The 26,595-nt window shown below is 42.6% G+C and carries 19 protein-coding genes and 1 tRNA gene; 11 read left to right on the top strand and 9 right to left on the bottom strand.

The features are described from left to right. Positions 1 to 94 precede the first annotated feature (94 nt). A complete protein-coding gene (tgt, locus tag LX87_RS12390) occupies positions 95 to 1,225 on the bottom strand; it encodes a tRNA guanosine(34) transglycosylase Tgt (protein WP_111628560.1) in 1,131 nt (376 codons plus the stop codon). A gap of 72 nt (positions 1,226 to 1,297) precedes the next feature. Between tgt and LX87_RS12395 the strand changes: the two genes are divergently transcribed. The 5 genes from LX87_RS12395 to LX87_RS12415 all read left to right on the top strand — a co-directional run bounded on the left by LX87_RS12395 (position 1,298) and on the right by LX87_RS12415 (position 6,206). Beyond that, positions 1,298 to 2,554 (top strand): glycosyltransferase, encoded by a 1,257-nt coding sequence (locus LX87_RS12395; protein WP_229310644.1) that lies wholly within the window; start codon positions 1,298 to 1,300, stop codon positions 2,552 to 2,554. An 81-nt stretch (positions 2,555 to 2,635) separates the two neighbouring features. Next, positions 2,636 to 3,256 (top strand): 16S rRNA (guanine(527)-N(7))-methyltransferase RsmG, encoded by a 621-nt coding sequence (rsmG, locus tag LX87_RS12400; protein WP_111628561.1) that lies wholly within the window; start codon positions 2,636 to 2,638, stop codon positions 3,254 to 3,256. A gap of 62 nt (positions 3,257 to 3,318) precedes the next feature. Then, positions 3,319 to 3,606, top strand: a complete 288-nt coding sequence (locus LX87_RS12405) for a hypothetical protein (RefSeq protein ID WP_111628562.1) — start codon at positions 3,319 to 3,321, stop codon at positions 3,604 to 3,606. Positions 3,607 to 3,716: 110 nt separating this feature from the next. Beyond that, a tRNA-Asn gene (locus LX87_RS12410) sits at positions 3,717 to 3,790 on the top strand. Positions 3,791 to 3,911: 121 nt separating this feature from the next. Beyond that, positions 3,912 to 6,206, top strand: coding sequence for an nSTAND3 domain-containing NTPase (locus tag LX87_RS12415; RefSeq protein WP_111628563.1), 2,295 nt, complete (start codon positions 3,912 to 3,914; stop codon positions 6,204 to 6,206). Positions 6,207 to 6,599: 393 nt separating this feature from the next. Here LX87_RS12415 and LX87_RS12425 read toward each other — a convergent pair whose 3' ends face one another. The 4 genes from LX87_RS12425 to LX87_RS12440 form a co-directional block, all read right to left on the bottom strand. Beyond that, positions 6,600 to 7,466 (bottom strand): DUF8464 domain-containing protein, encoded by an 867-nt coding sequence (locus LX87_RS12425; protein WP_111628565.1) that lies wholly within the window; start codon positions 7,464 to 7,466, stop codon positions 6,600 to 6,602. A gap of 240 nt (positions 7,467 to 7,706) precedes the next feature. Continuing rightward, entirely contained in the window at positions 7,707 to 8,900 is a 1,194-nt protein-coding gene (locus LX87_RS12430) for a VapE domain-containing protein (protein ID WP_111628566.1), read from the bottom strand. Positions 8,901 to 8,968: 68 nt separating this feature from the next. Then, positions 8,969 to 10,225 (bottom strand): site-specific integrase, encoded by a 1,257-nt coding sequence (locus LX87_RS12435; protein ID WP_111628567.1) that lies wholly within the window; start codon positions 10,223 to 10,225, stop codon positions 8,969 to 8,971. A gap of 77 nt (positions 10,226 to 10,302) precedes the next feature. Continuing rightward, entirely contained in the window at positions 10,303 to 10,509 is a 207-nt protein-coding gene (locus LX87_RS12440) for a hypothetical protein (RefSeq protein WP_111628568.1), read from the bottom strand. A gap of 138 nt (positions 10,510 to 10,647) precedes the next feature. Between LX87_RS12440 and LX87_RS12445 the strand changes: the two genes are divergently transcribed. Both LX87_RS12445 and LX87_RS12450 read left to right on the top strand, forming a co-directional pair. After that, entirely contained in the window at positions 10,648 to 11,307 is a 660-nt protein-coding gene (locus LX87_RS12445) for a helix-turn-helix domain-containing protein (RefSeq protein ID WP_111628569.1), read from the top strand. A 26-nt stretch (positions 11,308 to 11,333) separates the two neighbouring features. Then, entirely contained in the window at positions 11,334 to 13,133 is a 1,800-nt protein-coding gene (locus LX87_RS12450) for a DUF262 domain-containing protein (protein WP_111628570.1), read from the top strand. Positions 13,134 to 13,217: 84 nt separating this feature from the next. On the opposite strand, the gene LX87_RS12455 is transcribed toward LX87_RS12450, so the two are convergent. Further along, the gene (locus LX87_RS12455) at positions 13,218 to 15,203 is read right to left on the bottom strand and encodes an ATP-dependent nuclease (RefSeq protein WP_111628571.1); all 1,986 of its coding nucleotides are present in this window, start codon (positions 15,201 to 15,203) and stop codon (positions 13,218 to 13,220) included. A gap of 572 nt (positions 15,204 to 15,775) precedes the next feature. Between LX87_RS12455 and LX87_RS12460 the strand changes: the two genes are divergently transcribed. Together LX87_RS12460 and LX87_RS12465 are read left to right on the top strand one after the other, a co-directional pair. Next, the gene (locus LX87_RS12460; protein WP_111628572.1) at positions 15,776 to 16,171 is read left to right on the top strand and encodes a hypothetical protein; all 396 of its coding nucleotides are present in this window, start codon (positions 15,776 to 15,778) and stop codon (positions 16,169 to 16,171) included. A gap of 73 nt (positions 16,172 to 16,244) precedes the next feature. Further along, complete coding sequence (locus tag LX87_RS12465) at positions 16,245 to 16,475, top strand: hypothetical protein (RefSeq protein ID WP_111628573.1); 231 nt, start codon at positions 16,245 to 16,247, stop codon at positions 16,473 to 16,475. Positions 16,476 to 16,612: 137 nt separating this feature from the next. On the opposite strand, the gene LX87_RS12470 is transcribed toward LX87_RS12465, so the two are convergent. Together LX87_RS12470 and LX87_RS12475 are read right to left on the bottom strand one after the other, a co-directional pair. After that, entirely contained in the window at positions 16,613 to 16,822 is a 210-nt protein-coding gene (locus tag LX87_RS12470) for a hypothetical protein (RefSeq protein ID WP_111628574.1), read from the bottom strand. 520 nt (positions 16,823 to 17,342) lie between these two features. Next, positions 17,343 to 18,131 carry a carbohydrate-binding family 9-like protein gene (locus LX87_RS12475; protein WP_111628575.1) on the bottom strand — a complete coding sequence of 263 codons (789 nt, stop codon included), beginning with the start codon at positions 18,129 to 18,131 and terminating at the stop codon, positions 17,343 to 17,345. Between the two features lie 629 nt (positions 18,132 to 18,760). On the opposite strand from LX87_RS12475, the gene LX87_RS12480 reads away from it, so the two are divergent. Both LX87_RS12480 and LX87_RS12485 read left to right on the top strand, forming a co-directional pair. Further along, on the top strand, positions 18,761 to 21,187 hold the full coding sequence (locus LX87_RS12480; RefSeq protein WP_111628576.1) for an ABC transporter permease: 2,427 nt from the start codon (positions 18,761 to 18,763) through the stop codon (positions 21,185 to 21,187). A 312-nt stretch (positions 21,188 to 21,499) separates the two neighbouring features. Next, entirely contained in the window at positions 21,500 to 25,186 is a 3,687-nt protein-coding gene (locus LX87_RS12485) for a PAS domain S-box protein (RefSeq protein WP_111628577.1), read from the top strand. A gap of 477 nt (positions 25,187 to 25,663) precedes the next feature. Here LX87_RS12485 and LX87_RS12490 read toward each other — a convergent pair whose 3' ends face one another. Further along, positions 25,664 to 26,548 (bottom strand): T9SS type B sorting domain-containing protein, encoded by an 885-nt coding sequence (locus LX87_RS12490; protein ID WP_170139358.1) that lies wholly within the window; start codon positions 26,546 to 26,548, stop codon positions 25,664 to 25,666. Positions 26,549 to 26,595: the final 47 nt, after the last annotated feature.

Raw genomic sequence — 26,595 nt, forward strand, 5'->3', positions numbered from 1 at the left:
TACAAACAAGTTATCTACTGCTTTGTTCAACGAACCCATAAACGAAAATCTATATTGGTTTCTCCGACACAAGAAAAACAGGATTTGGCTATCATCAAAGACGTTGCATCAGTTTTTTTGTCATTATTCCTTTCCATTTCGCAAAATTTCCCGCAACAATCTCTTTCCGGGCCTGCTTCACTAACCATAAATAGAAGGTAAGGTTTTGCAGACTGGCAATTTGTGCGCCTAAAATTTCTTCTGATCGCATTAAATGCCGAAGGTAGGCTTTTGAATAAAAGGTACTGGCGTATCCTCCAAGCTCTTCGTCAATGGGGCTAAAATCGTCCTTCCAGCGTTCATTTTTTATGTTGATGATCCCTTGTGTGGTAAAAACGATACCGTGCCGGGCATTCCGGGTTGGCATTACACAATCAAACATATCAACGCCCAGGGCAATGGCTTCCAGAATATTTTCGGGTGTTCCGACGCCCATCAGATAACGCGGTTTGTCAGACGGAAGAATGGCATTCACCAATTCAATCGTTTTGTACATTTCTTCCGCAGGTTCGCCCACCGCCAGACCACCGATGGCGTTGCCCTCCCGGCGTTGCTCGGCTACAAACTCCGCCGATTGCTGCCGAAGGTCTTTATAAGTACTCCCCTGAACAATTGGAAACAGGGTTTGCTCATAACCGTATTTAGCGGGAGTGGAATCAAACCGTTCAATGCAGCGGGTCAGCCAGCGGTGCGTCATGTCCATTGAGGCCCGGGCATAGCCATATTCGCAGGGATACGGCGTGCATTCATCGAAAGCCATAATAATATCGGCACCAATCGTTCGCTGAATATCCATGACCCCTTCCGGCGTAAAAATATGCTTCGAACCGTCGATGTGGGATTTGAACGTCACCCCATCTTCCTTGATTTTACGGGTATTCGACAAGGAATAAACCTGATACCCCCCGCTGTCGGTCAGAATGGGCCGCTTCCAGCCGTTGAACCGGTGCAGACCACCGGCTTTTCCGATGACGTCAAGACCGGGCCGCAAGTACAGATGATACGTGTTGCCCAGAATAATTTCGGCCCGAACATCCTCCACTAACTCCCGCTGATGGACGGCCTTAACGGTTCCGGCGGTTCCTACGGGCATAAAAATCGGGGTTTCAATCAGGCCGTGATCGGTTGAAAGAACTCCCGTACGCGCCTTCGATTCAGGGTCGGTCGCTTGTATGGTAAATTGCATCTTGTTCGCTCCTGCTAACTTTTAACGCTGCAAAGTTGGAAAGACCAGCGACGAAAATCAAAAGGTGTATATTTGCCGACGTATTCAACGGCTGTCTGGCAGCCAATTATTCCGTATTGCGTGATTTCTATTGTGGTGGTTGTGTGCCTGTTAGCCGTCGGCCTGCAACTTATATATATAATCGGTATTTTTTCCCGACTGGTATTTCACACCAGCCGGAACGGCAGCGAATCGTCGGATTCGACCGCTGCTCTTACTTCTTCTTTGCCCCCGCCGGTCAGCATCATTGTTTGCGCTTGGAATGAACTGGAAAATCTTCAAACCCTGCTGCCCCTGCTCGACAGCCAGGTCTACCCAACGTTTGAAGTGCTGGTCATGGACGACCGCTCGACCGATGGAAGCCGTCAGTTTCTGGAACAGGCCGTCGGGGAGCTGCCCCACCTTCGTTTCATACGTATTGATCGGGAACATGAGCACGTTACCCCGAAAAAATACGCCCTGACGACGGGCATCCGGAACGCGGCCCACGACATTATTCTGCTCACCGACGCCGACTGTGAACCGGCCAGCGAATACTGGCTGGCGGGAATGGTGGCGCAACTGGATGAGCCGGAGAAAGAAATCGTGCTGGGCTTTGGCGCCTACAAACGGGAAAAGGATGGCTGGATAAACCGTTTAATCCGCTACGAAACCCTGTTTACGGCCATACAGTATCTTTCGATGGCACTAACGGGGCTACCTTATATGGGCGTGGGCCGGAATTTAATGTATCGGCGGCAACTGTTTCTGGAAAACAAGGGCTTTTATTCGCACATTCGGGTGTTGGGCGGAGACGACGATTTATTTATCAACGAAGTAGCCACCTCCCGAAACGTTGCCGTTAGCCTCCATACCACTACCTTTACCTATTCAAAGCCCAAAGCGACGTTTGCCGAATGGTGGCATCAGAAGCAGCGGCATTTGTCGGTGGGGAAATATTACCGAACCAGCCATAAATTCTGGCTGGGGCTGTTGTCGCTGTCGCACATTCTAAGTTGGCTGACCGGGCCGGTTGTGGGCGTTATTACGTTGGTGGGTGTTCTGGATACCGGCTTTTCTGCACTGGTCAATCAGCCAGACGGCCGGTTGCTGGTAATTGCTTCCGGCTTGTTTCTGCTGCGGGTGCTGCTGTTCTGGGTTATTGTCGGGCGCATCAGTTACCGGCTGGGCCATACCGTCAACTGGCCAACCATACCGGTTATGGATTTGGTTCTGGCGGTTTATTATGCCATTATGGGTTTTGTTACGTTACGGCCCCGCAGTAAAAAGCGAAAAATAACGTGGAAGTAGGAATTATAACGGAAGGATGAAGGATCGCTTACAAAAAGGCTGTAAACCGTAGTTTTCATTATTCATATATTTAAACAAGTTTTGGAACTGATAAAAAAATATTTCCCGGATCTGACGAAGCAGCAGTTCGACCAGTTTGCGGCTTTGGAAGAACTATACCGTCATTGGAACGCCCAGATCAACGTCATCTCCCGACAGGATATTGATTCGTTGTACGAAAAACACGTTCTGCATTCGCTTGGGATAGCCAAAGTTATTCAATTTGTACCGGGAACCGAGATTCTGGATGTTGGAACCGGTGGAGGTTTTCCCGGCATTCCACTTGCCATTCTGTTTCCGTTAGTTGATTTTCACCTGGTCGATAGTATTGGCAAGAAAATCAAGGTAGTTACGGAGATTAGTTCAGCGTTGGGATTAACCAATGTAAAGGCGGAACAGGCGCGGGTTGAGCATCTGAACTCGACGTACGATTTTGTGGTAAGCCGGGCCGTAACGCGGCTACAGCCTTTCCTGGGCTGGGTACGCTACAAGATTCTAAAAAACGGCAACAATAAACTCCGGAACGGTGTTTTGTACCTGAAAGGCGGTGATCTGGCCGAGGAGTTAAGGGAAGTCCGGGACAAATACGAGCTCTACGAATTATCCGAATATTTTGACGAGCCATTTTTTGAAACCAAAAAAGTAATTTATATCCCTAAATAAAGCGGGTTCTTAGGCGTTAGCAACGATTCTGAGGCCCTCAGCAGCAATCTCCGACAAACCATATGGCAGAAGTTTTCAAATCCAGCGGCTTTAAAGACCCGATTAATCGGGATGTCGTCGAGTTTAACGATAAAGGAGTTTCCTTTCGTGTCAACCGCTTGATTGGCGGCACGGACAACTTTGTATTTTACAGCGATATTTCTGGCGTAGAGATCGACAACGGAATGTTTTTTTCAACAATCCGCATCATTCCCCGGGCCCGTCCTGAAATTATTATTAAAAATTTTACCCGGGGTGATGCCCGCAGGATCAAGGAGTTAATTCTGGCACGTGTGCCATCGCTTGGTTGATAAATGGGTGAAGGGGATCAATTCTTGCGGATTTTTTAAAAAATGCTTGCAAGAGTTAACTCCGACCATTACTTTTGCACCCACAATGACCCGCAACAACGGGTTGACACTCCCGAATAGCTCAGTCGGTTAGAGCATCTGACTGTTAATCAGAGGGTCGCTGGTTCGAGCCCAGCTTCGGGAGCAAAAAGCCTCAAATCGCAAGATTTGGGGCTTTTTTTTGTTTTTGTATATTGATTTGTAACACATACATAATTACTTGTTGGATAAAATTATTATTATTAAAGTTTTACTGTACCTATTATATGCCCAGCTACGATTTTTTAAACTTATCGCCCACAGAATTCGAAGAGGTTTCACGAGACTTGCTTCAGAAGAAATTAGGTATACTATTAGAAAGTTTTACATCTGGTAAAGATGGTGGTATTGATTTAAGATATTGCTTAGCAGGCAAAAAAATAGTAGTACAATGTAAACGATATAACAATTTCTTAAGCTTGTATAACAATTTAAAAAAAGAAAAAAACAAATTACTACAATTACAACCTACTAGATATATAATATCTACTTCTGTCGGATTAACACCAAATCAAAAGTTGAAGATATACACTCTTTTTAGACCAAGTATTTTGGAAGAATCAGACATACTAGGGAGGGATGATTTAAACAACCTTTTAAATATATACCCTGATATTGAACATAATCACTTTAAATTATGGCTTTCTAGTACGAACACTCTAAAAAAGATACTAAAAAGTAGGATATACAATTTGGCTGCTTTGGAAGAAAAAGATATAAAAGATATAATAAAGTTATATGTAGAAAACGACAGTTTTACTGAAGCTTTAAAAATTATCGAAGAAAAAAACTTTGTAGTTATATCTGGTATACCTGGTATTGGAAAAACAACACTTGCTAGAGTCTTAGTTTATTATTTCCTTTCAAAAGGTTACGAAGAGTTTATCTATTTATCCGACTCTATTAATGATGCATATGATTCATATAAAGACAAAATCAAACAAGTGTTTTTATTTGACGATTTCTTAGGAAGTAACTTTATTGAAAATAACCTATCGTTCAATGAAGATGCTAGACTTGTAAAATTCATTCACAGTATTGGTAAAGCAAAAAATAAAGTTTTGGTTTTAACTACAAGAGAATACATCTTGGTTCAAGCAACGCAAAAGTATGAAAAAATAGAAAACTCTTATATTAACTTAGCAAAATGCATAATTGATTTGGAGCAATATACAAAAACCATAAGAGCTAAAATATTATACAACCATCTATATTTTTCAGATTTACCTAAAGAATATATAAACAATATTATCGACACAAAAAGTTATCTATCAATAATTGAACATAGAAACTATAATCCCCGAATTATACAAACATTCACAAATAAAGACATTTGGGCAACTATCCCGTTTGAAGAATTTTCAAAAAAAATAATTCTATTTTTAGATAATCCTGAGAGTATCTGGAAACATGCGTTTTCGCATCAAATAATGGTTATCTCCCAATTTTTGCTATTAAACATGGTTCTATTTAATGGCTTTGTATTGCTAGAAGATTTAAAATTAGCAATACAAAGTTTTGCTCGACTTTGTTCAACAAAATACGGTTTCATTTTTACCGAATTTGATTTTAATAAGTCTATCCGAGAGCTTGAAGGCACATTCATAAAAATTGATAAAGATTTTCAAAACAATTACGCTATAGACTTTCAAAATCCTTCAATATTAGATTTTTTAATCAATTACTTATCAACTTATCCAGAACTTATTAAAGATTTAATAGAATCTGCACCTTATTTCAATCAATTAACTAATGTGTTTATTATTGATGAAGATTTCAGCAACAATACAAAATATAAAAAAATTTTACTTAAAGGAAATATACAAGAATACTTTATTAACAAATTAATTGCTGAATTTGATAAAATGCCCTTTATCAAATCAACAATGGAATTTATTAGTTTTGAAGAATTTGAACTTCAAAGGAAAGTTGAATCTATTTATTATAAACTATCTATTATAACACAAATTATTGACATTCATAGCCATGCTAATTTGCTAGAATTCATCTTGTCAAAGTTTGAGATAATTGAAGATTTTAGTTTATTATCTAAACAGGAAATCGATAGTTATCTTACAGTAATAGATTCTATATCGGACAATATTGCATGTAATCCTTTACAAATAATTAGCCAAATAGAAAAAACGATTAATTCTCTGAGTGATGTTGAAATATTCACAAAATTAAGTCACGTATTTCACTCCGAGTTAAGGCAATTTACTTTGAACAATACCGCTCTATATAACAAAATAGAAAACTTGATTAATGCGAATATAGACTATAGCGACTATAGCGAGTGCAACTTTCTGATTGAAGATATAGAAACTATAGAATACGATTTGGAATTAAATTATTCTGAGATTAAAAATAAAATATTATTAAAAATTAGTGATTTTGAGAGAGAACACTATGAAGATCAGAGGGAAGAGGATTATATACCCAAAGCATCTATAGAAGAGAATGAAGACCTATATATAAATGACCTATTTTTCAGTCTATCTTCTGAAGAAAGAAATTCATGAAGAAAGAAAAACCATATTCATTATTAAATTATAATTCCCTAACCTTATTTCTTAATCTCAAGTGAGCCTTTTGACACCCTTGACAGCAAAAAGACGCATCTATACGCCGAGCCTCAAACTCTTTTTGGCAGAATAAACAATTCTTTTTATAAAACATACCGATTGTAACTTCAGTGTAAATACCAAGTCCGTATTCACATCGATCGATCTCCTTGTTTTTGTGAACAGTGTTGAAACCATAATTTCGTAAACCATTTTTGCCCTGTTCAATTTTTCCGTTTTTCATCTTAATATACGCGTTAACTACTTGTTAGTGATTTGTAAATGGTGTATTATACTACTAAACTACCCTGAAATCTACCCTGTAAACTACCCTGTAAACTACCCTAAAAACTACTTCTGCATATAGTAGGCATTGTAGTCCTTATAAGAAGCATATAGATATGAGCAGTCGGAAACTAACAGGTTATGTTGTTTGAGCTTTACTAATGCTTTCCTTCCGGCAATGTCATTGTCAAAAAATGTATTCACACTTTGATATTGGCTTAGTGCTGGTAATGTCTCCTGTAGCAAGGAAAGAGAATTCAGGATGATTGTTAAGTTGTTTAAACGGTTTGTGTCGTGATGTTGACAGCAGGATAGGAAATCAAAGACTCCTTCAAACAGATTAATGACTCCTGTTTGCTGACCAGGTAGAGTTGTAAACCATTTCGGAGAGGTAGCCCCTTTGAAGTATAAGCTTCTTAGTTCAAAACCTCCTTTGTCGTTTTGAAAGCCAAGCGCATAATATTGTTTATTGGCTACTATATAGTGTACTTCCTGCAAATAGCGGCTGGCAACTTCGTACGAGATACTGCGGCTAGATAGATACCTCAGCAATGCTCTGCTACGTAAGGGCAGAATATTTATCAAGTCCACATTGCCCTTGGCTGCTTGATCAGGTTTTAAGCCGCTAAAAGAAAAGGGAACGGTTTTCTTGGAGTTTGTGAACTTCCGCAAAGTCTGGATAGCCTCAACGAACGAACAGCCATGTAAGTATTGCAGTAACCGGATAACGTCCCCTTTCTCTCCTTCTCCACTAAAATCATGAAAAACGTTTCTTATCGGGTCTACCAAGAAAGAAGGTGTGTTTTCTTCATGACATGGCGAATAATAAACTAACTCCTTTCCAACTGTTTTTACTGGCTTGTGTCCTTTGCTTAATAAATAGTCCGTAATGGCTATCTGTTTTATTCGTTCAAGTTCTTGTGATGCTATCATTGCTTTTTCTTTTAGCGGCTTAAATTCTTCTTACTCGTTTACTCAGTGCAATTCTCATCTTATTTTCAATTAGTTAGCTTCAAAACGTCGAGTAATGACTATCTAATGGCTACTCGCTTTTATGCTAATTTTCGAGCATTTAGTAACTACGAGTAAATAAGTACTTACTCAGTATTATACTTTATAAAATGTTGATTTACAGAAGCATATTAACTATCGAGTAATCGAGTAGGTAGTTTGTTACTTAAGTCGAATATAATACCCTTTCTCAGTGTATTTCTTTTGAGCGTTGTACGTTGAAACCTGGTTGAAGCCTAATATTTGAAGTGCTTTACCAATCTGATTCCGGTAAAGTTTTAAGGTGACTTTCGTGCGTAGATTTTCTTCAATGTCTGCTGCGGTATAGAATTCCGCCCCCTGCTCTGCTTTTTCCGCCGGTTCGTAAAACTTATTAATCGTTTCCATTTCCGTTGTAGTCCGTAAGAACTTACGGTTGTAGAGTTCTAAGGTTTTGATTTCGTCGTTGGTCATGTTGGGGTTAAATGCCGAATCATTCAACAGGGCATAAGCCTGGGACCAAACTAAATCAATATTGACTTGAGCCATATAGCCGTTTAAACCGCCATTATCATGCTGTATTTCCTTGACAATGAACGGTAACCAGCGTACGTTACCTGTCTCATCTGTGAGAAACTCAAACTGGTTTGTGCTGGCTACAAAGCTGGCTCGCCTTTGAAAGGCTGTTTCCACATTTTGAAAGAGTGGTCGGTACTTTACAATGCCTTCGGATAAGACCGTTTTAAATTCGTTATTCAATTCTTTCTTGTCGAAGGAGGCCAGTTCATCCAGGTTCACCATGAAGTTCTGCACCAGCGAAAACTTGCCCTCCTTGGAGCCAAAATCAAACCCTTTCTTGACATAATTTTTTAAAGCGTTGGGAACAAGAAAATCCAAAAACGTAGTCTTTCCATCATTCTGTTTGCCGACTAAGGTTAAGCATTGCTTGTTAAAGGGTATTACACCAATAGCTTGCCCGGCACAGCGAACCAACCACTTTTTAAACATGGCTTTCCACCAAATACTATCTTCCGTTTTTACATAGCTGGCTAGTATATCAATATGATCAGGCTGAGTAGGTTCCCAATTTGGCAAACTCTGAAAGTATACCTCGAACGGGTCATATCGAGGAATTGCCTTTGAGCCGAATAAGGCCCTCAAAGCATCTTTGAACCCTTTTAAACCGTATTCATATAGCTTCAATTCAACATCACAAAAATTCACTAATTCCCACTCAGTATCCTTCTTTGCTTTTTGCTCTAGCTGGTTCGAAACCACATCAACCCTAAAATCGTATTCAGCAAATAAATAATGACGAATTCGGTATATAATAGGCTGTATTTCAACCTTTTGTTTGTCATTCTGACTAGATTCCATAACTTTGTTATATTAATTATCATAAGATTAGTGTTGAAAGCCACCCCCTTTTAGGGAGTGGCTTTTTATTACATGGCTTTCCGAACTATACCCTCATTCTCCTTCCGTTCCCGAAACTCTTGAATATGCCGAATAACCGCTTCTTCGGTTCGCTCTGTATAATACTGCTCTGTGGTGCTGGTTTTTTTGTGGCCTAACATGGTTGCTACGCTGGTCAAAGGGACACCATTAGCGATGTAATAAGAAGCACAGGTTTTACGAGCTACATGAGTCGTAAGCCGAACTGAAATACGATTAGCGGCTTGAATCTCCTTTAGGATTCGGTTCATGACCTGGTTGGCATATACAGGCAGCAAACGGTTTCGCCGAAGGCAATCTTCATGATTGGCATACTTCTCTAAAATTTGCAGCGCTTGCGGCACTACCGGAATAATACAGTTATTACCGTTCTTACCCCGTTTAATCTTGATAAGATGGTCACCGTTCTCCAATGTAAGCAAGTGAGCAGAATTGAGTTTACTTACATCGACATAAGCCAACCCCGTATAGCAGCAGAATAAAAACACGTCTCTAACGTAATTGTATTCTTGGCTGAAGAATTGCGTCTGCTGTAAAAGGTGAATATCCTTTTCTTTAAGAGCAACGACTGCTTTCCTTTCTCGTTTAGGTCGAAAGAAAGCAAAGGGATTCTTTTCAAGCCACTCGTTAGCAATCGCATAATTCAATGTCCGTTTTAAAAATTCAGCGTGTAAAACGGCGTGATTGTGTCCATGTCCGAAAGTCTTCTTACAAAACGCTACAATTTGTTGAGCATCAATTGGTTTTAGGTCGGACAGCTTTAAGTACGGATTTTGACGAGAGGTGAGAATGTATTGTTTAATGCGCTCAACCAAATAGTGTTTTTTTTCAACCGTCTTGCGTTCAAAATCGATGCCCGATAGTGCTTCAAATTCGTCTTTGTAAAACTTATCCAGGCACTCAATTACAGTGGGTTTATTTGGCTCTATACTCGATTTGTCTATTACTACCCTTTTAAGCTCTCTTAAGTCGGGAGTCCGTTTGGTTAGTAGAAAGTCAGTAAATGCACGTTGAAAGTCTGATTTTAACGCTTGTAGATAAGCTGTTGCTGACTCATCATTCAGAACCGTAAAGGTTTTTGTATCTAGTTGTCTAGGACTACAACTTATGCCAGTGCTAAAAGCCAGGTTACGGCCATTGTAATGAAGCTTCAGGTAAATATTCGAACCCCGCTGGTAAAGCAGAACTGTCAGGCGCTTCATTCGAACATTTTCAGTGACTTGAGATAAATGCTTTATCTTTGCCATAATCAATCAATGTTTTAGTGGATGTTGGTTGAAAAATAAAGCCCGTAATCGTTGGCAGACGATTACGGGCATTTTGTTTACAGAAGACTTTCTAAAGGCACCTCAAAAAACATAGCCAGGTTACGAGCTTCAAAGCCAAAAATCGGCTTCTCCCCTCTTACCAACTGTCCAAATCTTTTTTGATTAATCTTAACTTTTTTATAGAAGCGGTTGTCTGGCTTGAAGCGTCCTCCAATTCTATCTTCGTAGCCCTGTAGAACTACTTTTAACAATGTTTCTTTCATAATGCATAAAATTTGTGACATTAATTCTAAATATTAATGTCACAAATCTATGATATTAAAGAATTAAAATCCAAATAATTTCTACGCTCCTGTAAAAAATGTTTTACTTAATTTTGCATTACTCTAAATATCAACCACATGGATGTATCAAATAATATACGCTCAATACGAGAAAAGAAAGGACTAACTCAGGTTGATGTAGCGAATCGAATGAGCACTGAACGGAGCAACTATGCACGACTGGAGAACAGAGGTATCAACCTAACCTTAAAGCAGGTTCAGGAGATAGCTGATGCTTTAGAGGTTTCGGTTTATGATATAATTGGAAAACAGCAGACTTCAGAGTCATCAAATGAACAAAGGGAGATACTTCAACGGCTGGAAGAGAAGCTAAGAATGACTGAAGAAACATTGAAGGATAAGAAGCGTAATATTAAACTATATAAATCTTTTATTGAATGGACTCGAGAAAAATTCCAGGAGCAGTTCACAGTCATTACCTTACTTGCTGTTAATGACTTGGGAATGAGGGAAATAACACCAAAGACAGATGAGGAAGTAAACATCGATTATTACAACTTTACTGAACAAGAGCTCAAGAAGATTGGAGACTATATGTTCAGCAGTGAGAACACGAACTATTTTCTGGCTGATTTTATAGCACTATGTGGTTTTGTATCTGAAAAATGGTTTATTGATGCATACAAACGACATAATAGAAGAAATAAAGAAAAGGTTGCATTTGCAGAAGTTAAAAACTGGGTAAATGGAATTTTTGGATTTCTAGAAGAAGAGTAAATCGGAATTTTAAACATTACCATAAAATGGCAACTAAAACATTAAATTTTGCAGAGATAGTTAACAAGGCAAAAAGAGGAGAATACAAATTACCAAGTTTTCAAAGAGGATGGAAGTGGGAGGTTAAACAGGTTAAACTCTTCTACGAATCTATAAGGCTGACCTATCCTATTGGTTCTTTCCTTGTAATGACATCACAAGAAAGTGAATTACTCGCACCAAAAGCATTTCACGGATCAGGTAGAAGAGCCGAGGAAAATAAGAATTTAGAATGTTTAGTACTAGATGGACAACAACGCATTACTGCAGGCATAAATTTATATTACGGGCTAGATGATATAGAAAAAGGGTCAGAATATTATATAGACCTTAACAAGATTAAAGCAATATTTAAATTATCAAACACTAATATTGAAGAAGAAGACAAAGTTAAAGAGTTCTGTGACGGACTTGATGTAATGGAACATGGTTATTTAGTAAACAAACCAAAAAGATTTGATAGAAGAGCAAATTTTGTTAAAGACAAGTTAATATGGACTGGCTATCTTACAAAAGAAAAACAAGATGATTTAGACGAGATAATTGAACTTTGTAAAGACAATGGTGATAAAAAGATAATAAAAAGGTTATTAAGAAAAAATTTAATGACAGATCTTAATGTTCAGGTTCCAGTAATAGAGCTTGGGAAAGAATTTGGATTAACTGCAATAAGTAGAGTTTTTACAACCATTAATACTACTGGAAAGTTGCTAACACCTTTTGAGCTTGTTGTAGCCATATTATATCCATATGGAATCAATATAGCTGAAGATATAAAATTATTGAAACTTGAAAATAAATATTATAACTATATGGACAAAAATGGAGAGATTCTTCTGCAAACTATAGCTTTACTGTCTAATAGCTCTCCAAAAAAATCAGATCTCCCAAAGAATATTAATAAAGAGAACTACAATCAGTATAAAGAAGATGCCGTAACTCTACTTAATAGTCTAGGAGAATACCTAAGCGACAAACTTGGTATGGGACTAGATTCGACTGAAAAACTAATCCCTTATGATGCAATATTTGCGCCAATGGCTTTAGTGCTTAAATATATCGAAGATAATATAAATGATCATACAAATAAATCTAAAGCGAAAAGAAAAATTGATATATGGTTTATCGCTTCTGTTTTAAGCCAGCGATATCAGGAGGGAGTACATGCAAAGCAAACTAAAGATAAAGATGAAATGATTGAATGGATAAAGGATGAAAAATTAAAGCCTCAATGGATTACGGGCACTTACATTTCCCCTGTTATAATTAAAAATGCGATACCATCAGGTGCTATTGGAAAAATGATAATGTGCTTAATAAATAAAGAAATGCCAAAAGATCCAATAGCTGATAGATTAATTGGTTTTAGAGATGGCGCTTATTCTACCGAATTTCACCATATATATCCTTCAAGGTGGGCTCCAAAAGGCCTAAAAGATTATAATGAAAGTATTAAATTAAATGTAGCTCTAAATATAATGTTTTTATCTACAAAAACTAATGCTGATTGGCTGAATTTCGATCCTAAGCAGTCTATATCACTAGTCAGAAATATCTACAACGACCCAAAAGATATTATAAAATTTTTTAATAGTCAATATATTTCAAAAGAGGCTATCGAAAATCTTGAAAAACTAGATAAAACAGTCAAGGATTATCAAGAATTTATTTCTATTAGATATAATACAATTTTAGAAACTTTAAAATCTTATGGTTTCAAAGAGGCATCTCAGGATGAATACACAGATGAGCAATTAAATAATAATGAGAATTTGGTTGATGATTAAGCACAAGCAATTTAAGTTTAATGCAAATTCCGTATTTTTACATAAAGATCACATTACAATTCTTTACTATACGGCCTATATATATTACGTATCAATTAAATGTCTTATTACTTTTACACTATCTATTGGAACAAAAGGAAAACATTTTCCTACAATTATACTCATTTTTTTTTGTATTGATCCTGTATCTGAAAAAGCTTTTGAGTCGAATACTGGAAATGATTTTTTTAGAATATCTTCAAGAAAATGTCCTTTTTCAGGATTTAAATACCATATAGGAACGCTTATATGCTTATTATTTGCATACTCGATTTCATGTCTTTGACTATCAAATTCTTTATAAGCAGGGTATTTTTTATATATTAAGTTTAATATATGATCACTGAATCTTTGAAGAACATCATTTTCCTCAAGACCAATAGAAAACTGATTATAATCAGGACTTAAATCAAAAATAGAATGTAAATTATAAGCTTCAATCTCTAAAAAATAAACGAATAAAAAGATAGGTTCAAGTATATAATTCTCTAGTGAATATCTATTCCCAAAGCCATGAATTATAACATTTTCATCTATTTCACTTCTATTTTTATTATCCCAATCTATTATTCCAAAAACAGTTGTATTGCCAGAAGCTCGAAAGCTTTTAACTAAACTTATAACTTGCTCACAGTTCCCATCACCATAACCATTTGATATAAAGTATAATTTTAATTCTGGAAGCAACTGACCAACTAATTTATTATAAATTAGTTGGTAATAGAATAAATCTGTAGGACTCTCTACAATAACTTGTCTGTGATTATGGTAACTTATGCTTAAGAGTGGAATATTAGCAGTTAAAATATGCAATGCTTCATCTTTATCGATCTTTATTAATTTAGATTGTTCATCGTTAAATAACTGAAATATTGAATCGTCAGGTGATAAAGCTACTGTTGTTGGAGAATGAGTTGTTAAAATAACTTTTGTCTTATTCTTTTTTACAATTTCGTTATTGAGTGATTTAATTAACGCTTCCACTCCTGCGGGATGCAGATATGCATCAGGTTCATCTAAAAGTATTAAGTCAGGGAAACGACCATTTGAATAATATTTTTTATTAATAAAAATTGAAAGATAAAAGTTAAATAATATCTTTTCTCCTGAAGATAAATCTGACATATTAACTTCAATGCCATTAGCAATATTTTCTATAGCTATTACGATGATACTACTCTCTTTAAACTTATTAAAATCTATATCTTTAACCTTATATTTAAAATTAAAACTAACTAACAATTCATTTAACTCACTCAATGGAGAAGGAAATCTGTTAATATATTCTTTATCAGAAACGGAAGCATTATCAATTCCTTGAGTTATCTTATCAAAATATAAATTAGAGTTTAATCGCCTTTTGTAAGTATATGTAAACAGTATATACATGAAGGCACTTAAATCATAACCATATTTAAAGAATATTAAAGATTCATAGTTTAATAAATTAAAATCTTCGTCTAAAATATCTATCTTATGCCGCTTTAAAGTGCGAGAAACTGAAAAAATAAAATTAATTATATACTCGTTTTCCTTTAAGTATTTATCTAATAGTTTAATAGCGGTTTCAGGAGTAACGCTACTACCTCTAACTGACCCTCTGTAATACCCGTTTGAGATCAAAGAACTTATCGACTCATTAGTTTTATCTTTAAAAACATTGGTATATCTGTTACTAATAGCATCTTTGATTTCAATTTCATTTGTATATAGATAGTTCAAAAAATCTTTAATAATATCTCTAGTATCATTCCAATACCTGAATACCTCATATTTGTGCTGGTTCCATGTATCAATATTATATTCTAAATTACTTAATTCATTAAACTTCCAATTTAATATATTAACTACTTCATCTGAAAACTCAATAACTTTTGGCTCATCTACTTTTAAACTATTAGAATTTGCAATCACATTTATCAACTGTGTTTTACCACTACCATTAAATCCAGTAATAACTGTAAAGTCAGACAGTTCCTCGCTAGTGAATGGCCTTAACGACATATAGTCTATATTAACTTTTAATTTCATTATAAAATACGTTTTTATTTAGAGGATTTAATCTGTTTTTTATCTGTTCACAATACAAATAATAATTATAGAGATAATATTAGCCTAAAAACTTTAATTGTAAAGATTATTAAACAGATAAATGTACAATTCAACTCTTAGATGTAAACTAATACATTGATTTACAATAAATTACGCTTATACAATCATACTCATTATTATTACAACATGATAAATTTATACATACTGTTTTAAAAAACAGAGTTAACACATTGATATTCAATAGTATATTCAATAAATACTACTTCAGCTTCGGGAGCAAAAAGCCTCAAATCACTTGATTTGGGGCTTTTTTATTTTACGTTGCTGCTACTGATGGCTCCTGATTTTTAAGTAAAACTGCCATTCCCCTAAAACCGCCCTGTCGTAAAATGCAGCTAACTTTCCTGAAATCAGGGCTTGGAACGTTAGGCACTACCGGGCATACTACACCATCATGAGTCGGGTGTATTTTTTATGGCTCCCTAAACACTCGAGGGGCAATTTGACTTAACAGGTATTGACGTCTCCCTGAAACTAGCCCGAGATACCGTATGGATCAGATTCTTACCACCGATGAATTAGACGTACTGGAAAAGTACCTGTCCGAGCTAAACAAGCCCGCTGCTGATGAGGCCATTTTACAAAATAATCCGGATCTTCTGGAAGCCATTATTTTCCCGGCTCTGGAGAAGCTCATTCGTTACAAGCAGAACAAGATCGATCCAGAATTCGATGAATGGCCCGGCTTTACATCCGCCTGGATGACGGCCTATGGGCATCAGAACGCGAAGGAACTTAAGAAAACCATCAAGGAATACCGGGTTGAAAAAGTGGCTTGGGAGAAACAGCAGCTCTATAACAAGGAACTGATGAAAATGACGGGCCGGGATTTGTTGCAACTGGTCAAAAACATTCTGGAAGACCTCCACATCAACAAAAACCAGTGAATTTGCCGGCTTGAAAATTAGTCTGAAAATTTAACGTTATGCCTGTGACGTTTCCATCTAACAACATACAGCTATGCAATCTCATCTGACCAATGCACTTCTGAAAACAATTTTGCCCCTGGTGTGCCAGACGGCAGCTTCACAGCAGGTCATACTGTCTAATCAGGTCCGTCTGCTTTCGCTGCTGACCAGCAGTGACTATGACGCGATCATGCAGGAGCAACAACAACTCATCGAAAAGCACGGTCAAAACCTGATGGAGATGGCATTGCGAGAAATCACAAAGCTGACCGATGAAATCTGATCTAAGCCGATAGATACTTAATTACGGCACTTAATAGCATACCTTTACCTGTCCATAATCCGGAAGCCGCCTTGCCAATCATGAGACTTCATTTGGTAGCTTCCTTGACGTATATAATCCAGCCTGTATAGACCGTGTTACGTCGGATCAGATGTATGCGTGAAGTGAATAAAAAAAGGAGCGTTGGTTTCGTGATCATAGATCACCACTTTGTAAGCGCCTTTAGCAACCAGTTCGTCTTTTGCTCCGATGGCTTCGCTCATCTCATCCCGGCTGATTACCTGCGTCACCTTCCTGTCTTTGTCAAAGGCAATAATTAACCAACGGTTTTTGTCCTCCTCGTTCATAGCTACAGGTTTTAGGTTACGGTGTTCACCTACCGCGTCCAGACTGTTGGACTAGCAGGTAGTCTGCAAGGTTGCAGAGGATTGCGTATCAAATTTACCGTTTATTTAGCTTAAATCATTTGCCTTAGCCCCATTACCATAAAGCCGCCGGTATTATAAGTGTGCTAAAGCCTACGAAGAGAGACAGACTTCGGTTGGTATCAGCTTCACTGTTACGGGGAGCATTTTTCACGAAGGCACTGGCAGGAAGTCTGTTAACAACAAACCCGTTTACCCATACCATCTAATCACATTCCCGGCCCAGATAATCATCGAAGTTGTTATATACACAATCTGGTGCGCAAATCCGCGCCTGCCGTTTTCTTTGTCTTGTACAGGCCGGACCTTATTGGGGAGGTCCGGCTTTTTATGGAGGCTTACCGGAACAAACTAACGCCTGGGGGCTACTCTCACTGGTTTTGCTAACCGTTCCCGCTCATAATCATCTGATTACAAAACCGATGTAGTGGAACACGCCCTTTCAGTCTTCAAACACAATTTTGCTCCAGCGTTCGGGCTGATGTGTATCATAAACGCCATGCGGGGTCAGAACCATAGCCTGGTTTGCTACTGTACCCGAAACCGGGATTTTCTGAAAACGGCCCAGAAACATTTTCCATATATCCCCACGCTGCGGAGGTAATGAACGACCGCCCGCAAGCCACGTCAGGCTCTGCCACGGAATGGCAATCTCCAGGCTCCATCCTCGATCTATATCGGTATGATCATTTAAGGTACCATCTAGCTGCACCGCCGTTTGCAGACCTGGTAAGTCATAATTGAGAAAGGCCCAACGCACACCGCGCGGATGGGTGCCATACCAGAAAGTCTGATCATGGCGGTCGAAGTTGCCAGCGAAGGTCAGCGTCTGCGGATGATGCACGTCAAAAAGGGGAACGTCAAACCGCCCACCGGGCTGATAGGCGTCACGCCAGATAAAAAACACTTCGTAGATGGTGTTACGGGCATTGACTTCAAGCTCATAATAGCAGTCGCCCCCGTCAATTAATAATTCGAGGTCATTCTCCAGAAAGATAGTCGAATCCCGTTGGGTAAGCTGAGCCTCCAGAAAAGGTTCTTCGGCTCGAAACGCTACGTAAAGATGCGTATCATTCCAGAGCACGGCGGTACGGGTATCGTACAAACCTGGGGCAGCTGTCACCATATCGACAAAGCGATGGCTCCAGGTGGCCGACTGCCAGACAGACTTGGTGAGATCACCGTTAACTTCTAATGTTTGGTGGATTTTCTGAGCGGTATAGTCAGGCATAGGAATAGTTATTTTGGCAAATATACCTAAGCTCCAAAGAAGATTGATGGTTTTAGATCACGGTTTCTGTAGCCTCGCGGCAAATTGCCGATTGGATTTTCGGCAGGATGCGTCGGCAGGTTCGTAAAAAACCGCTTGTTGGATGGACGAACACCCGGTTCATCCAGTTCGATCACCAAAACCCGGTTTTGATAACTTTCGGCTCCCTATAACCGCGTTCTCAGGACAAGCCCTCAGAATCGGACAATCACAGGGTAATCCTGTCCGATTTCGGACAGTCAGTTACAGAAAGATCGCCCTTTAGAGCCTATAAAACCCGTTTACCAATCGTGGTACAATAGTTGACCCCGATTGGTGACCACGGTTTTCGCCCTTTGATCGCTTTTGGTGTAACCAGATCCGCACAATGACATTCTGGGGCTGACTTTCAAATTATTCAGGTTACCCGGGACTTAGGGCGAACGTACTATCGGTGCCAACCAGAAGGCCAGATTTCTGGCATATCAAGGATGGTTGTTGGTCATGGCTGAGTTACTGGAGGTGGGAATTACGCTACTGCCGGTCAGGCTCCAGCGTCTGAAAGGTACACTTACGGCCCTGGTTGAATTAATCACTAACTCCGAAGAGTCATGTTCATCAACTATTTAAAAATCGCCTGGCGGAATCTGTGGAAAAACAATGGCTTCTCGCTCATCAATATAGCGGGGCTAGCCACCGGTTTGGCGGTAGCGTTGCTGATTATCCAGTATGTGCGCTTTGAGCTGAACTACGAACATTCAAACCCGCTGGCCGATCGGATCGTGCGGCTCTCCATCAACTATCTGAACGGTGGCACGGTCGACGCGCAGGATGCCGAAACCTATCCTCCCATGGGTGCCAAAGCCCTGCGGGAAATGAATGAAGTCGTCAACTATACCCGCGCCTATCCTTTACGCAAACAGCTTTCAACGGTTCAGATTGGTGATCAATATTACGCACTCAATAACGTCTATGCGGTTGATTCTTCTTTTTTCTCCATGTTCCAGTACCCGTTGCTGCGGGGCAGCCGAAAAGGACTCTTCAGCCAGCCCCGGCAGGTGGTTCTGACGAAAACAATGGCGTTGACCTACTTCAAAACGCTCGAGGTGCTGGGTAAAACGCTGAAAATTCCTACACGGGGAGGAAACCTTCTGTTGGAAATACGGGGCGTAGTACCGGATAGCCCAGTCGACACGCATCTGAAATTCGACCTGCTTCTCTCCTATCCAACCATGCTCTCGGACTTTGGGGAAAACGAAGAAAACTGGAACAATAACAACACCTACACCTATCTGCAACTTGCCGAAAACATCCGCTACGACGGGTTTACCCAATCGCTGGCTGCTTTCAGCGACCGGTTACTGCGGAAAAAAAAGCTAACCAATCAGCAGGTGATTGGCCAGACAATCGGTGACATCCATCTACATTCCCATAAAACCTTTGAAACTGAACCGAACGGCGAAGCCCGGTCGGTATACTTGCTGCTGGGCGTAGCGTTTCTAGTGCTGCTGAGCGCCGTTATCAACTACGTGAATCTGACTACCTCCAAAGCCCTCGACCGGGCACGGGAAGTCGGTGTCCGAAAAGTAGTTGGCTCTACCCAGAGTCAGATCAGGGCCCAGATTCTGGTGGAAACCGTGCTGGTCAACCTGCTGGCCGGGCTCCTGGCCGTGGGATTGATAGCCGCGCTACAGTCGGTATTCATGGAGGTAGCAGGTCTGCCGGAAGGCTTTAGCGTATTTGGCGACCTGTTTTTCTGGAAGAGTGCCGGGGTCTTTCTGGTGCTAAGCGTTTTTCTGTCCGGGTTTTATCCGGCCATTGTCCTGGCTGCCTTCGAGCCGGTTCAGGTACTTAAAGGCAATTTTTCCCGATCGGTCAGCGGCACTTTTCTGCGTAAGGCGTTTGTTGTTTTTCAATTTACCATTACCCTTATTCTGCTGGTACAGACGTTGGTGATGTATCGACAAGTCAGCTTTTTGCGGCAGCAGAACTTAGGGCTAAACATCGAGCATACGCTCGTGGTCAAAGCCCCGGCGGGAAGCGATGCCCGACAGCAGTACGGTGCATTTCGACAAATGCTGCTCGATCAGTCGCAGGTAAAAGCAGTCTCCCTTTCGGGCACCGTACCGGGTCTGGGTTCGGCCCAGATGGGATCAACAACGGGCGTGAATTTATCTGGCACCGGTAAGAAGACTTCCTATAATTATTATCTGACCCGGATTGACACCGCGTTCATTGACCTGATGGGGATTCGGCTGCTGGCGGTTAAAAACTTCGATGCGACGACACGGCCCGGTTTTTCGGACACGACCAATCGGCAACTCATCGTTAATGAGGAGACGCTCCGGCTTTGGGGGATTCCTACTCCACAAGCAGCTATCGGTCGGCGGGTAGATCTGTGGGGCAACCAGGCAACCATCCGGGGAGTTGTCAATAATTACCATTACGAATCACCTAAAGCCCCCCACATCCCCATCATCCATATGTACTCGCCCCGGTTCGATTCGTTCGCCAGCGTCAAGTTTGCGGAGGGCAATACCCGGGAACAACTCGCTACCCTGAAGCGGGTCTATGAGGCCAATTTTCCTTATTCCCCCTTCCGCTATTTCTTTTTGGATAGTGAGTACGACAAGCAGTACAAAGCCGATGACCGCTTTCAGCAGGTATTCAGCGCCCTGACGGGCTTTGCCATTATGATTTCCTGCTTAGGGTTGTTCGGCCTGGCTACGTTTACGGTTTCCAAACGAACCAAGGAAATTGGTATCCGCAAAGTTATTGGAGCCAGTACGACCAACCTGCTTGTGTTACTTTCGAAAGACTTTATAAGAACCGTGCTGCTATCCATTCTGATCGGCCTGCCGATTACGTATTTTTTAGTTAGAACCTGGCTGGCAACCTACGCAACCCACGTGGAGTTAAGCTGGTGGTTTTTTGTGGGGCCTGCCCTATTGATTCTGTTTTTGGTCCTGATATCCATTGGCAGCAAGACTATCGCCACCGCCCTGATGAATCCCGTCAACTCACTAAGAAGCGAATAAGAAAGTACGTTTTCCGGCGCCCCACTGGATTGTTTGTCGGCTCATCCATCCGACGGATCTTATTAGCCGTTCTGGAGGAGAAAGCGAGGCCCCTGTAGCACCATCCAGACCCCATTATACTAGCCAGGATTCGACAGCTAATCTGACAGAAAGTGCTTCTTCACTGCACTGCGCATAATAAAGAATAAACATTCTCCCTTCGCTGTTGCCTGCAGCAGGACGCAATCCGGACGACCGGGCCGCTTGGCTTGCTACTCGAAAACTAATTGAATATTAGTTAGTTTACCCCTTTGGTCTATTCCATTTGCAACCATGTCTGAAGGACAACCCGATATGTTTCTTCCTAGCTACCGTGCGGCTTTTGAGTCGATGAGCCAGGGATTTTGCTTATTAGAAAAAGTGCCTACCCCAGCGGGTACCCCGAGCGATTTTCGTTACCTGTTGACCAATCCGGCCTTTGAGCAGCAGAGTAGCCTTCATCACGTGGTGGGCAAAACCATTCTGGAAGCACTTCCCGGAACCGAACCGCAGGTAATGGCCTATTATGACCAGGTTGCCTTGACAGGCCAGCCGGTGCATTTTCAGGTCTACCTTTCGGCGCTCGACCGCTGGATAGATACCCATGCCTTTCGACTCGATGGGCATGATCCACCCCGCGTCGCCGTGCTGTTTGCCAATATTACCGAACGTAAAAAGGCGGAAGAAGACTTACAGAATAATAATACCTGGCTCATGCAGGCCATGAGTAGCGCCCGGGCTGGCTGGAGCATCTGGGAAATAACCACTGATCAGATCAAATGGAGTCCCGAAAGCCTGGAAATTCTGGGCCTTCCCTCCGATCAGACACACTATACCTTCCAGGAGTGGCTCCAGCGCATTCACCCCGACGACCGGACGAAAGTGCAAGCCGCCATCGACGCTATGTTGGCCCAACGCGAGGAATTCAATTGTGAGTATCGGATCATATACGATGATGGTCAGCAACGCTGGTTGCGCGGAACCGGCAAATTGTTTGTTGACTCCAACGGCAAGCCTTACCGCAGCACGGGCCTGGTGGTGGATATCACGGATCGTAAGGAAATTGAACAAGCCCTGCGTGAAAGCCAGGAACGGCAGGCTTTTCTGCTCCAGCTGAGCGATGCGCTTCGACCGCTGAGCGATGCCGATACCATCAAAGCCACGGCCTCGCTGATGCTGGGCAACTACATAGGCGCCGACCGGGTTTTTTATGCCGAGTTCGTCCAGGAAAACAACGAAGATTTCTGGCTGATCGAAAATATGTATCACCGGTCTGACTACCCTTTTGACCAGGGCCTTTATCCACTCCAAAATTGGGGGTCAGATTCCTATAAACTCCTCAAAGGCAATACGGTAATCGTCGATGATGTTTTTGCCCATGAAGATTTATCCCAACCGGTAAAAGAAACGCTTCGGACGCAGTCAATTGCGGCCTATGTGTACCTGCCCCTGATCAAGGAAGGCCGGTTGGTAGCTCTGCTGGGGATACATCAGGCCACACCACGCCCGTGGAAGCCTCAGGAAATCAGCCTGGTGGAAGAACTCGCCCAGCGCGTCAGGACCTCGGTGGAACGCGCCCGGGCCGAGGAGTCTTTGAGGCAGTCGGAACAAAAATACCGTACCTTATTTAACTCCATTGACGAGGGGTATGCCTTCTGTCAGATCATAACCGATCCGGCTGGCAACCCTATTGATTGCCGTTTTCTGGAAGTAAATCCGGCTTTTGAGAGCATGACGGGCCTGCGTATAGAAAAAATTCTTGGCAATACGGCCCGGCAGGCGGTACCCGAACTGGAGGATTCCTGGATTGAAACGTATGGCCGAGTGGCCCTTCAGGGCGAAACGCTACGGTTTGAAAGTCGAATAGCTCAGTTAAACCGCTGGTATGATGTTTATGCGGGGGCCGTCGGACAGGCGGGTAGCGGGTTGTTCGCGGTAGTTTTTAAAGATATAACCTCGCGCAAACGCCAGCAGGACCACCAGGACCTGCTGGCCGACATCACCGAAGCCATCACAGACCAGGTTGACACCCAGGAAATTATGGCAATAGCAGGCCAAAAACTCAGGGCCATTTTACCCATTTCCTCCTTTAGTATCTGGGACATCCGGCCCGACTCTGACGAAGTGTACCGGCGTTTCTGGTGGGCAAAAGACATCCTGCTGCTGCCCGAAAGAACCAATCTTTCCGCATTCCATAACCAGGAATTGGTCTGGCGGTTTCGTCAGGGTGAAAACGTGGTTATTAGGGATACCCAAACCGATTCGGGGGCCAATGCCGAGGCTTTTAAAGTTCTGGACATCGGCTCGTATGTAGGCTTGCCATACCGTCGGGAGGACCGCTGGAAATCGATCCTGACCTTCTTTTCGCCCATTGCCTACGACTGGCAGCCCGACCAGATTGCCCTGCTGACGGATGTGATGAACCGGCTGCTGCCCCGCATCGAGCGCGTCCAGGCTGAGGAGGCCCTCAAAGCCAGCGAAGCCCGGCTAACGGCCTTTTTTGAAAGTCTGCCCCTTGGGGTGGCCGAAGTTGACACCAACGGTAGACTGGTGCTCGCTAACCGGGAGATGCAGCGCTTTGCGCCGACAGGAATCGTGCCCTCCCGGGATGCCGAACGGCGAGACCGTTGGCAGGCGTATCACCCGGATGGCCGTCGCCTGGAGCCGGAGGAATACCCCAGTGCCCGGGCGCTGCGGGGGGAGCGGGTGGTGCCGGGCATTGAGGTGCTTTACACCCCGGAGGAAGGGCCTCCCATCTGGACCCGCGTGGTGGCCGTACCGATCTGGGACGGTGAGGACCGCGTTACGGGGATCGTGGTCATGATTAACGATATTAGTGAGTTAAAACAGGCGGAAGAGGCCCTGAAAGAAGCCAGCCGACGCAAGGACGAGTTTCTGGCCATGCTGGCCCATGAACTGCGCAACCCTCTGGCCAGCATCCGACTGGGTATGGGGCTGCTAAACTGGACGGACGAGACCGATCCAGTACTGGAGCAGACCGTGGGGCTGATCAATCAGCAGGTGGACCACCTGGTCCGGCTGGTTGATGAGCTGCTGGATGTGAGCCGCATCAGCCGGGGTAAAATAGAACTCAAGCCCGAGCGCGTTGAGCTGGGCGCTTTGGTGGAGAGTGCCGTCGAAGCGATTCGGCCGCAGTATGAAGCCCTGGGCAAACCGCTCCATCTGACGCCTTGTCCCATGCCGCTCTTTGTGCAGGGTGATCCCACCCGACTGGCGCAGGTGGTGACCAATCTGTTGACCAATGGGCTGCGCTATACGGGTCCACAGGGGCAGGTATGGGTAAACCTGAAAGAAGAAGACGGTCAGGCCCTGCTGCAGGTGGCCGACAACGGCATTGGGTTGGCCCCGGACCAGTTAACGGCTATTTTTGATTTGTTTGTGCAGGTAGATACGTCCCTGGCTCGTTCGCAGGGAGGGCTGGGCATTGGCTTAACACTGGTTAAGCGGCTGGTGGAAATGCACGGGGGGCGGGTGGAAGCCCGTAGCCCGGGATTAGGCCAGGGCAGTGAGTTTATGGTGTACTTGCCGCTTGTTCAGGAAATAAACCTACAGTCTGTTAACAAACGTATCGTGACGAATACCCGGCCGGGCGACCATCGGATTCTGGTGATCGACGATAATCCGGGTTTGGCTTTTTTGTTATCGCAAACGCTCAAGATGAGAGGGTATGAGGTTCATACCCAGTACAATGGCCGGGAAGGCATCCAGGCGGCCCAAGTGCTTCGTCCCCGGGTCATTCTGTGCGATATTGGTATGCCGGAGCTGGATGGGTACGAAACCTGCCGGCTGATTCGCCAGCAGCCCTGGGGGCAGCACATGGTAATTATCGCTGTCACGGGGTATGGTGGGCAGGAGGATAAGCAACGGGCGAAGGAAGCGGGCTTCGATGCCCACCTGGTCAAACCCGTTGATATGGACGCACTGATACGGTTGCTGGAAGCATACAACGAGCGGACATAAAGGCTCAGGGCCGTCGCAGCAAAAGAAATTTAAGACGTTTTTATAACCCCTCGTTTACTAAACGAGAATCTCTCATAAATAAAAAAGGATTTAGGGAGGATTATCGCGCAAACTACCCACAGCCTACCAGCGAAGCTCTCGGCTTTGTATGCCTACCCGACTCCAATTTACCGTCTATTCAATATCCCGGTAAACCTAGCACCTTCCGTGGCTTGATTTTCCACCACCTGCCATAGCGTCTGAGTTTTCTTCCACCTGCACGTTACGGTTTTAAAACGATGCAGCGTCTTCAGGCTTAGGCTGAACGCCAGCGACTGCGTCAGGCACACACCGTTTAGTTGTTGGTCTGAAGCAAAGAAAAACCATTCAAGCTATTTTTCAGGCATGAATGAAGGCCAGCGCCAGTTCGACCTCAGTAAAAAAGCCGGCCAGGAATCCCAGCCGGCTTTCCAAACTATTGCGAGATGTAAAAAGATTTTACCGGGAAATTGTCAGCGCACGGGTGAATTTCCGTCCATCGCTGAGTCGAATGCTGTAAAAGTAGGTTCCGGTTGGTAAGAACTTGCCCCTGTCACGTCCATCCCAATCATTCTGATAGTCTTTCGACTCGTAGACCACCGTACCGTTACGGTCAAAAATGGTCAACTCGGCTTTGAGTTGGCCTACATTTCGAATGACAAACTGATCATTTTTTCCATCACCATTAGGCGAAAAACCCTCCGGAATCACTACCTCGCCCGTCGCTTCAGCGCTAGTACCTGAACATAAATTAGCTATGGAAGCAATACTGATGTCTTCGAACACACCGCCGGCTTTGGCCACGTACGAATCATAATCAAATTCAGACCCGTTTTTTTTCAGAACAACCTCACTCAGCCCTGTAACCGGAAACGACTTGTCGTCATTCCATTCGATGATCACACCGTTCTTTTCCGTCAGACTAACTATATCAAACTGGAGTGTAGCAACGGACATCCAGTCGGTTGTAACCTGTGTAGCACTCTGCTCCGAACCGCTGTACAGAACATTTAACGAAACGATGCCTTTGGTGCTGCGCTCTACCGAACCGTTGAGCGACAACGGGCTATAGTTAAGATTGCCTTTTGCGCCCTGACTGGTAAAGTTCTGCTCCTCGACAATAACCGGACTTCTCACCAGCCGGGCGTCGTAGGAAAAACGTAAGTTGGCATTCCCCATCAAAAATGAACTGTTTTCATCGTGCGCTTTTAATTCCACCGCTACTAACAGTTTCTGATTGGCACAGTCCGCCTTCTTGAGTTGCAGTCGCACATCAAACCGACCATTTTGTGCATTAGCCAGCAGCGATGAACAGACTGCCAATATGAAAAGAACCCGTTTCATCTTTATTGCTTTTTCGTTCGCTCTCATACACTTGTTCGTCATTGTAG

The sequence above is a fragment of the Larkinella arboricola genome (genome assembly GCF_003259745.1).
Classification (GTDB): domain Bacteria; phylum Bacteroidota; class Bacteroidia; order Cytophagales; family Spirosomataceae; genus Larkinella; species Larkinella arboricola.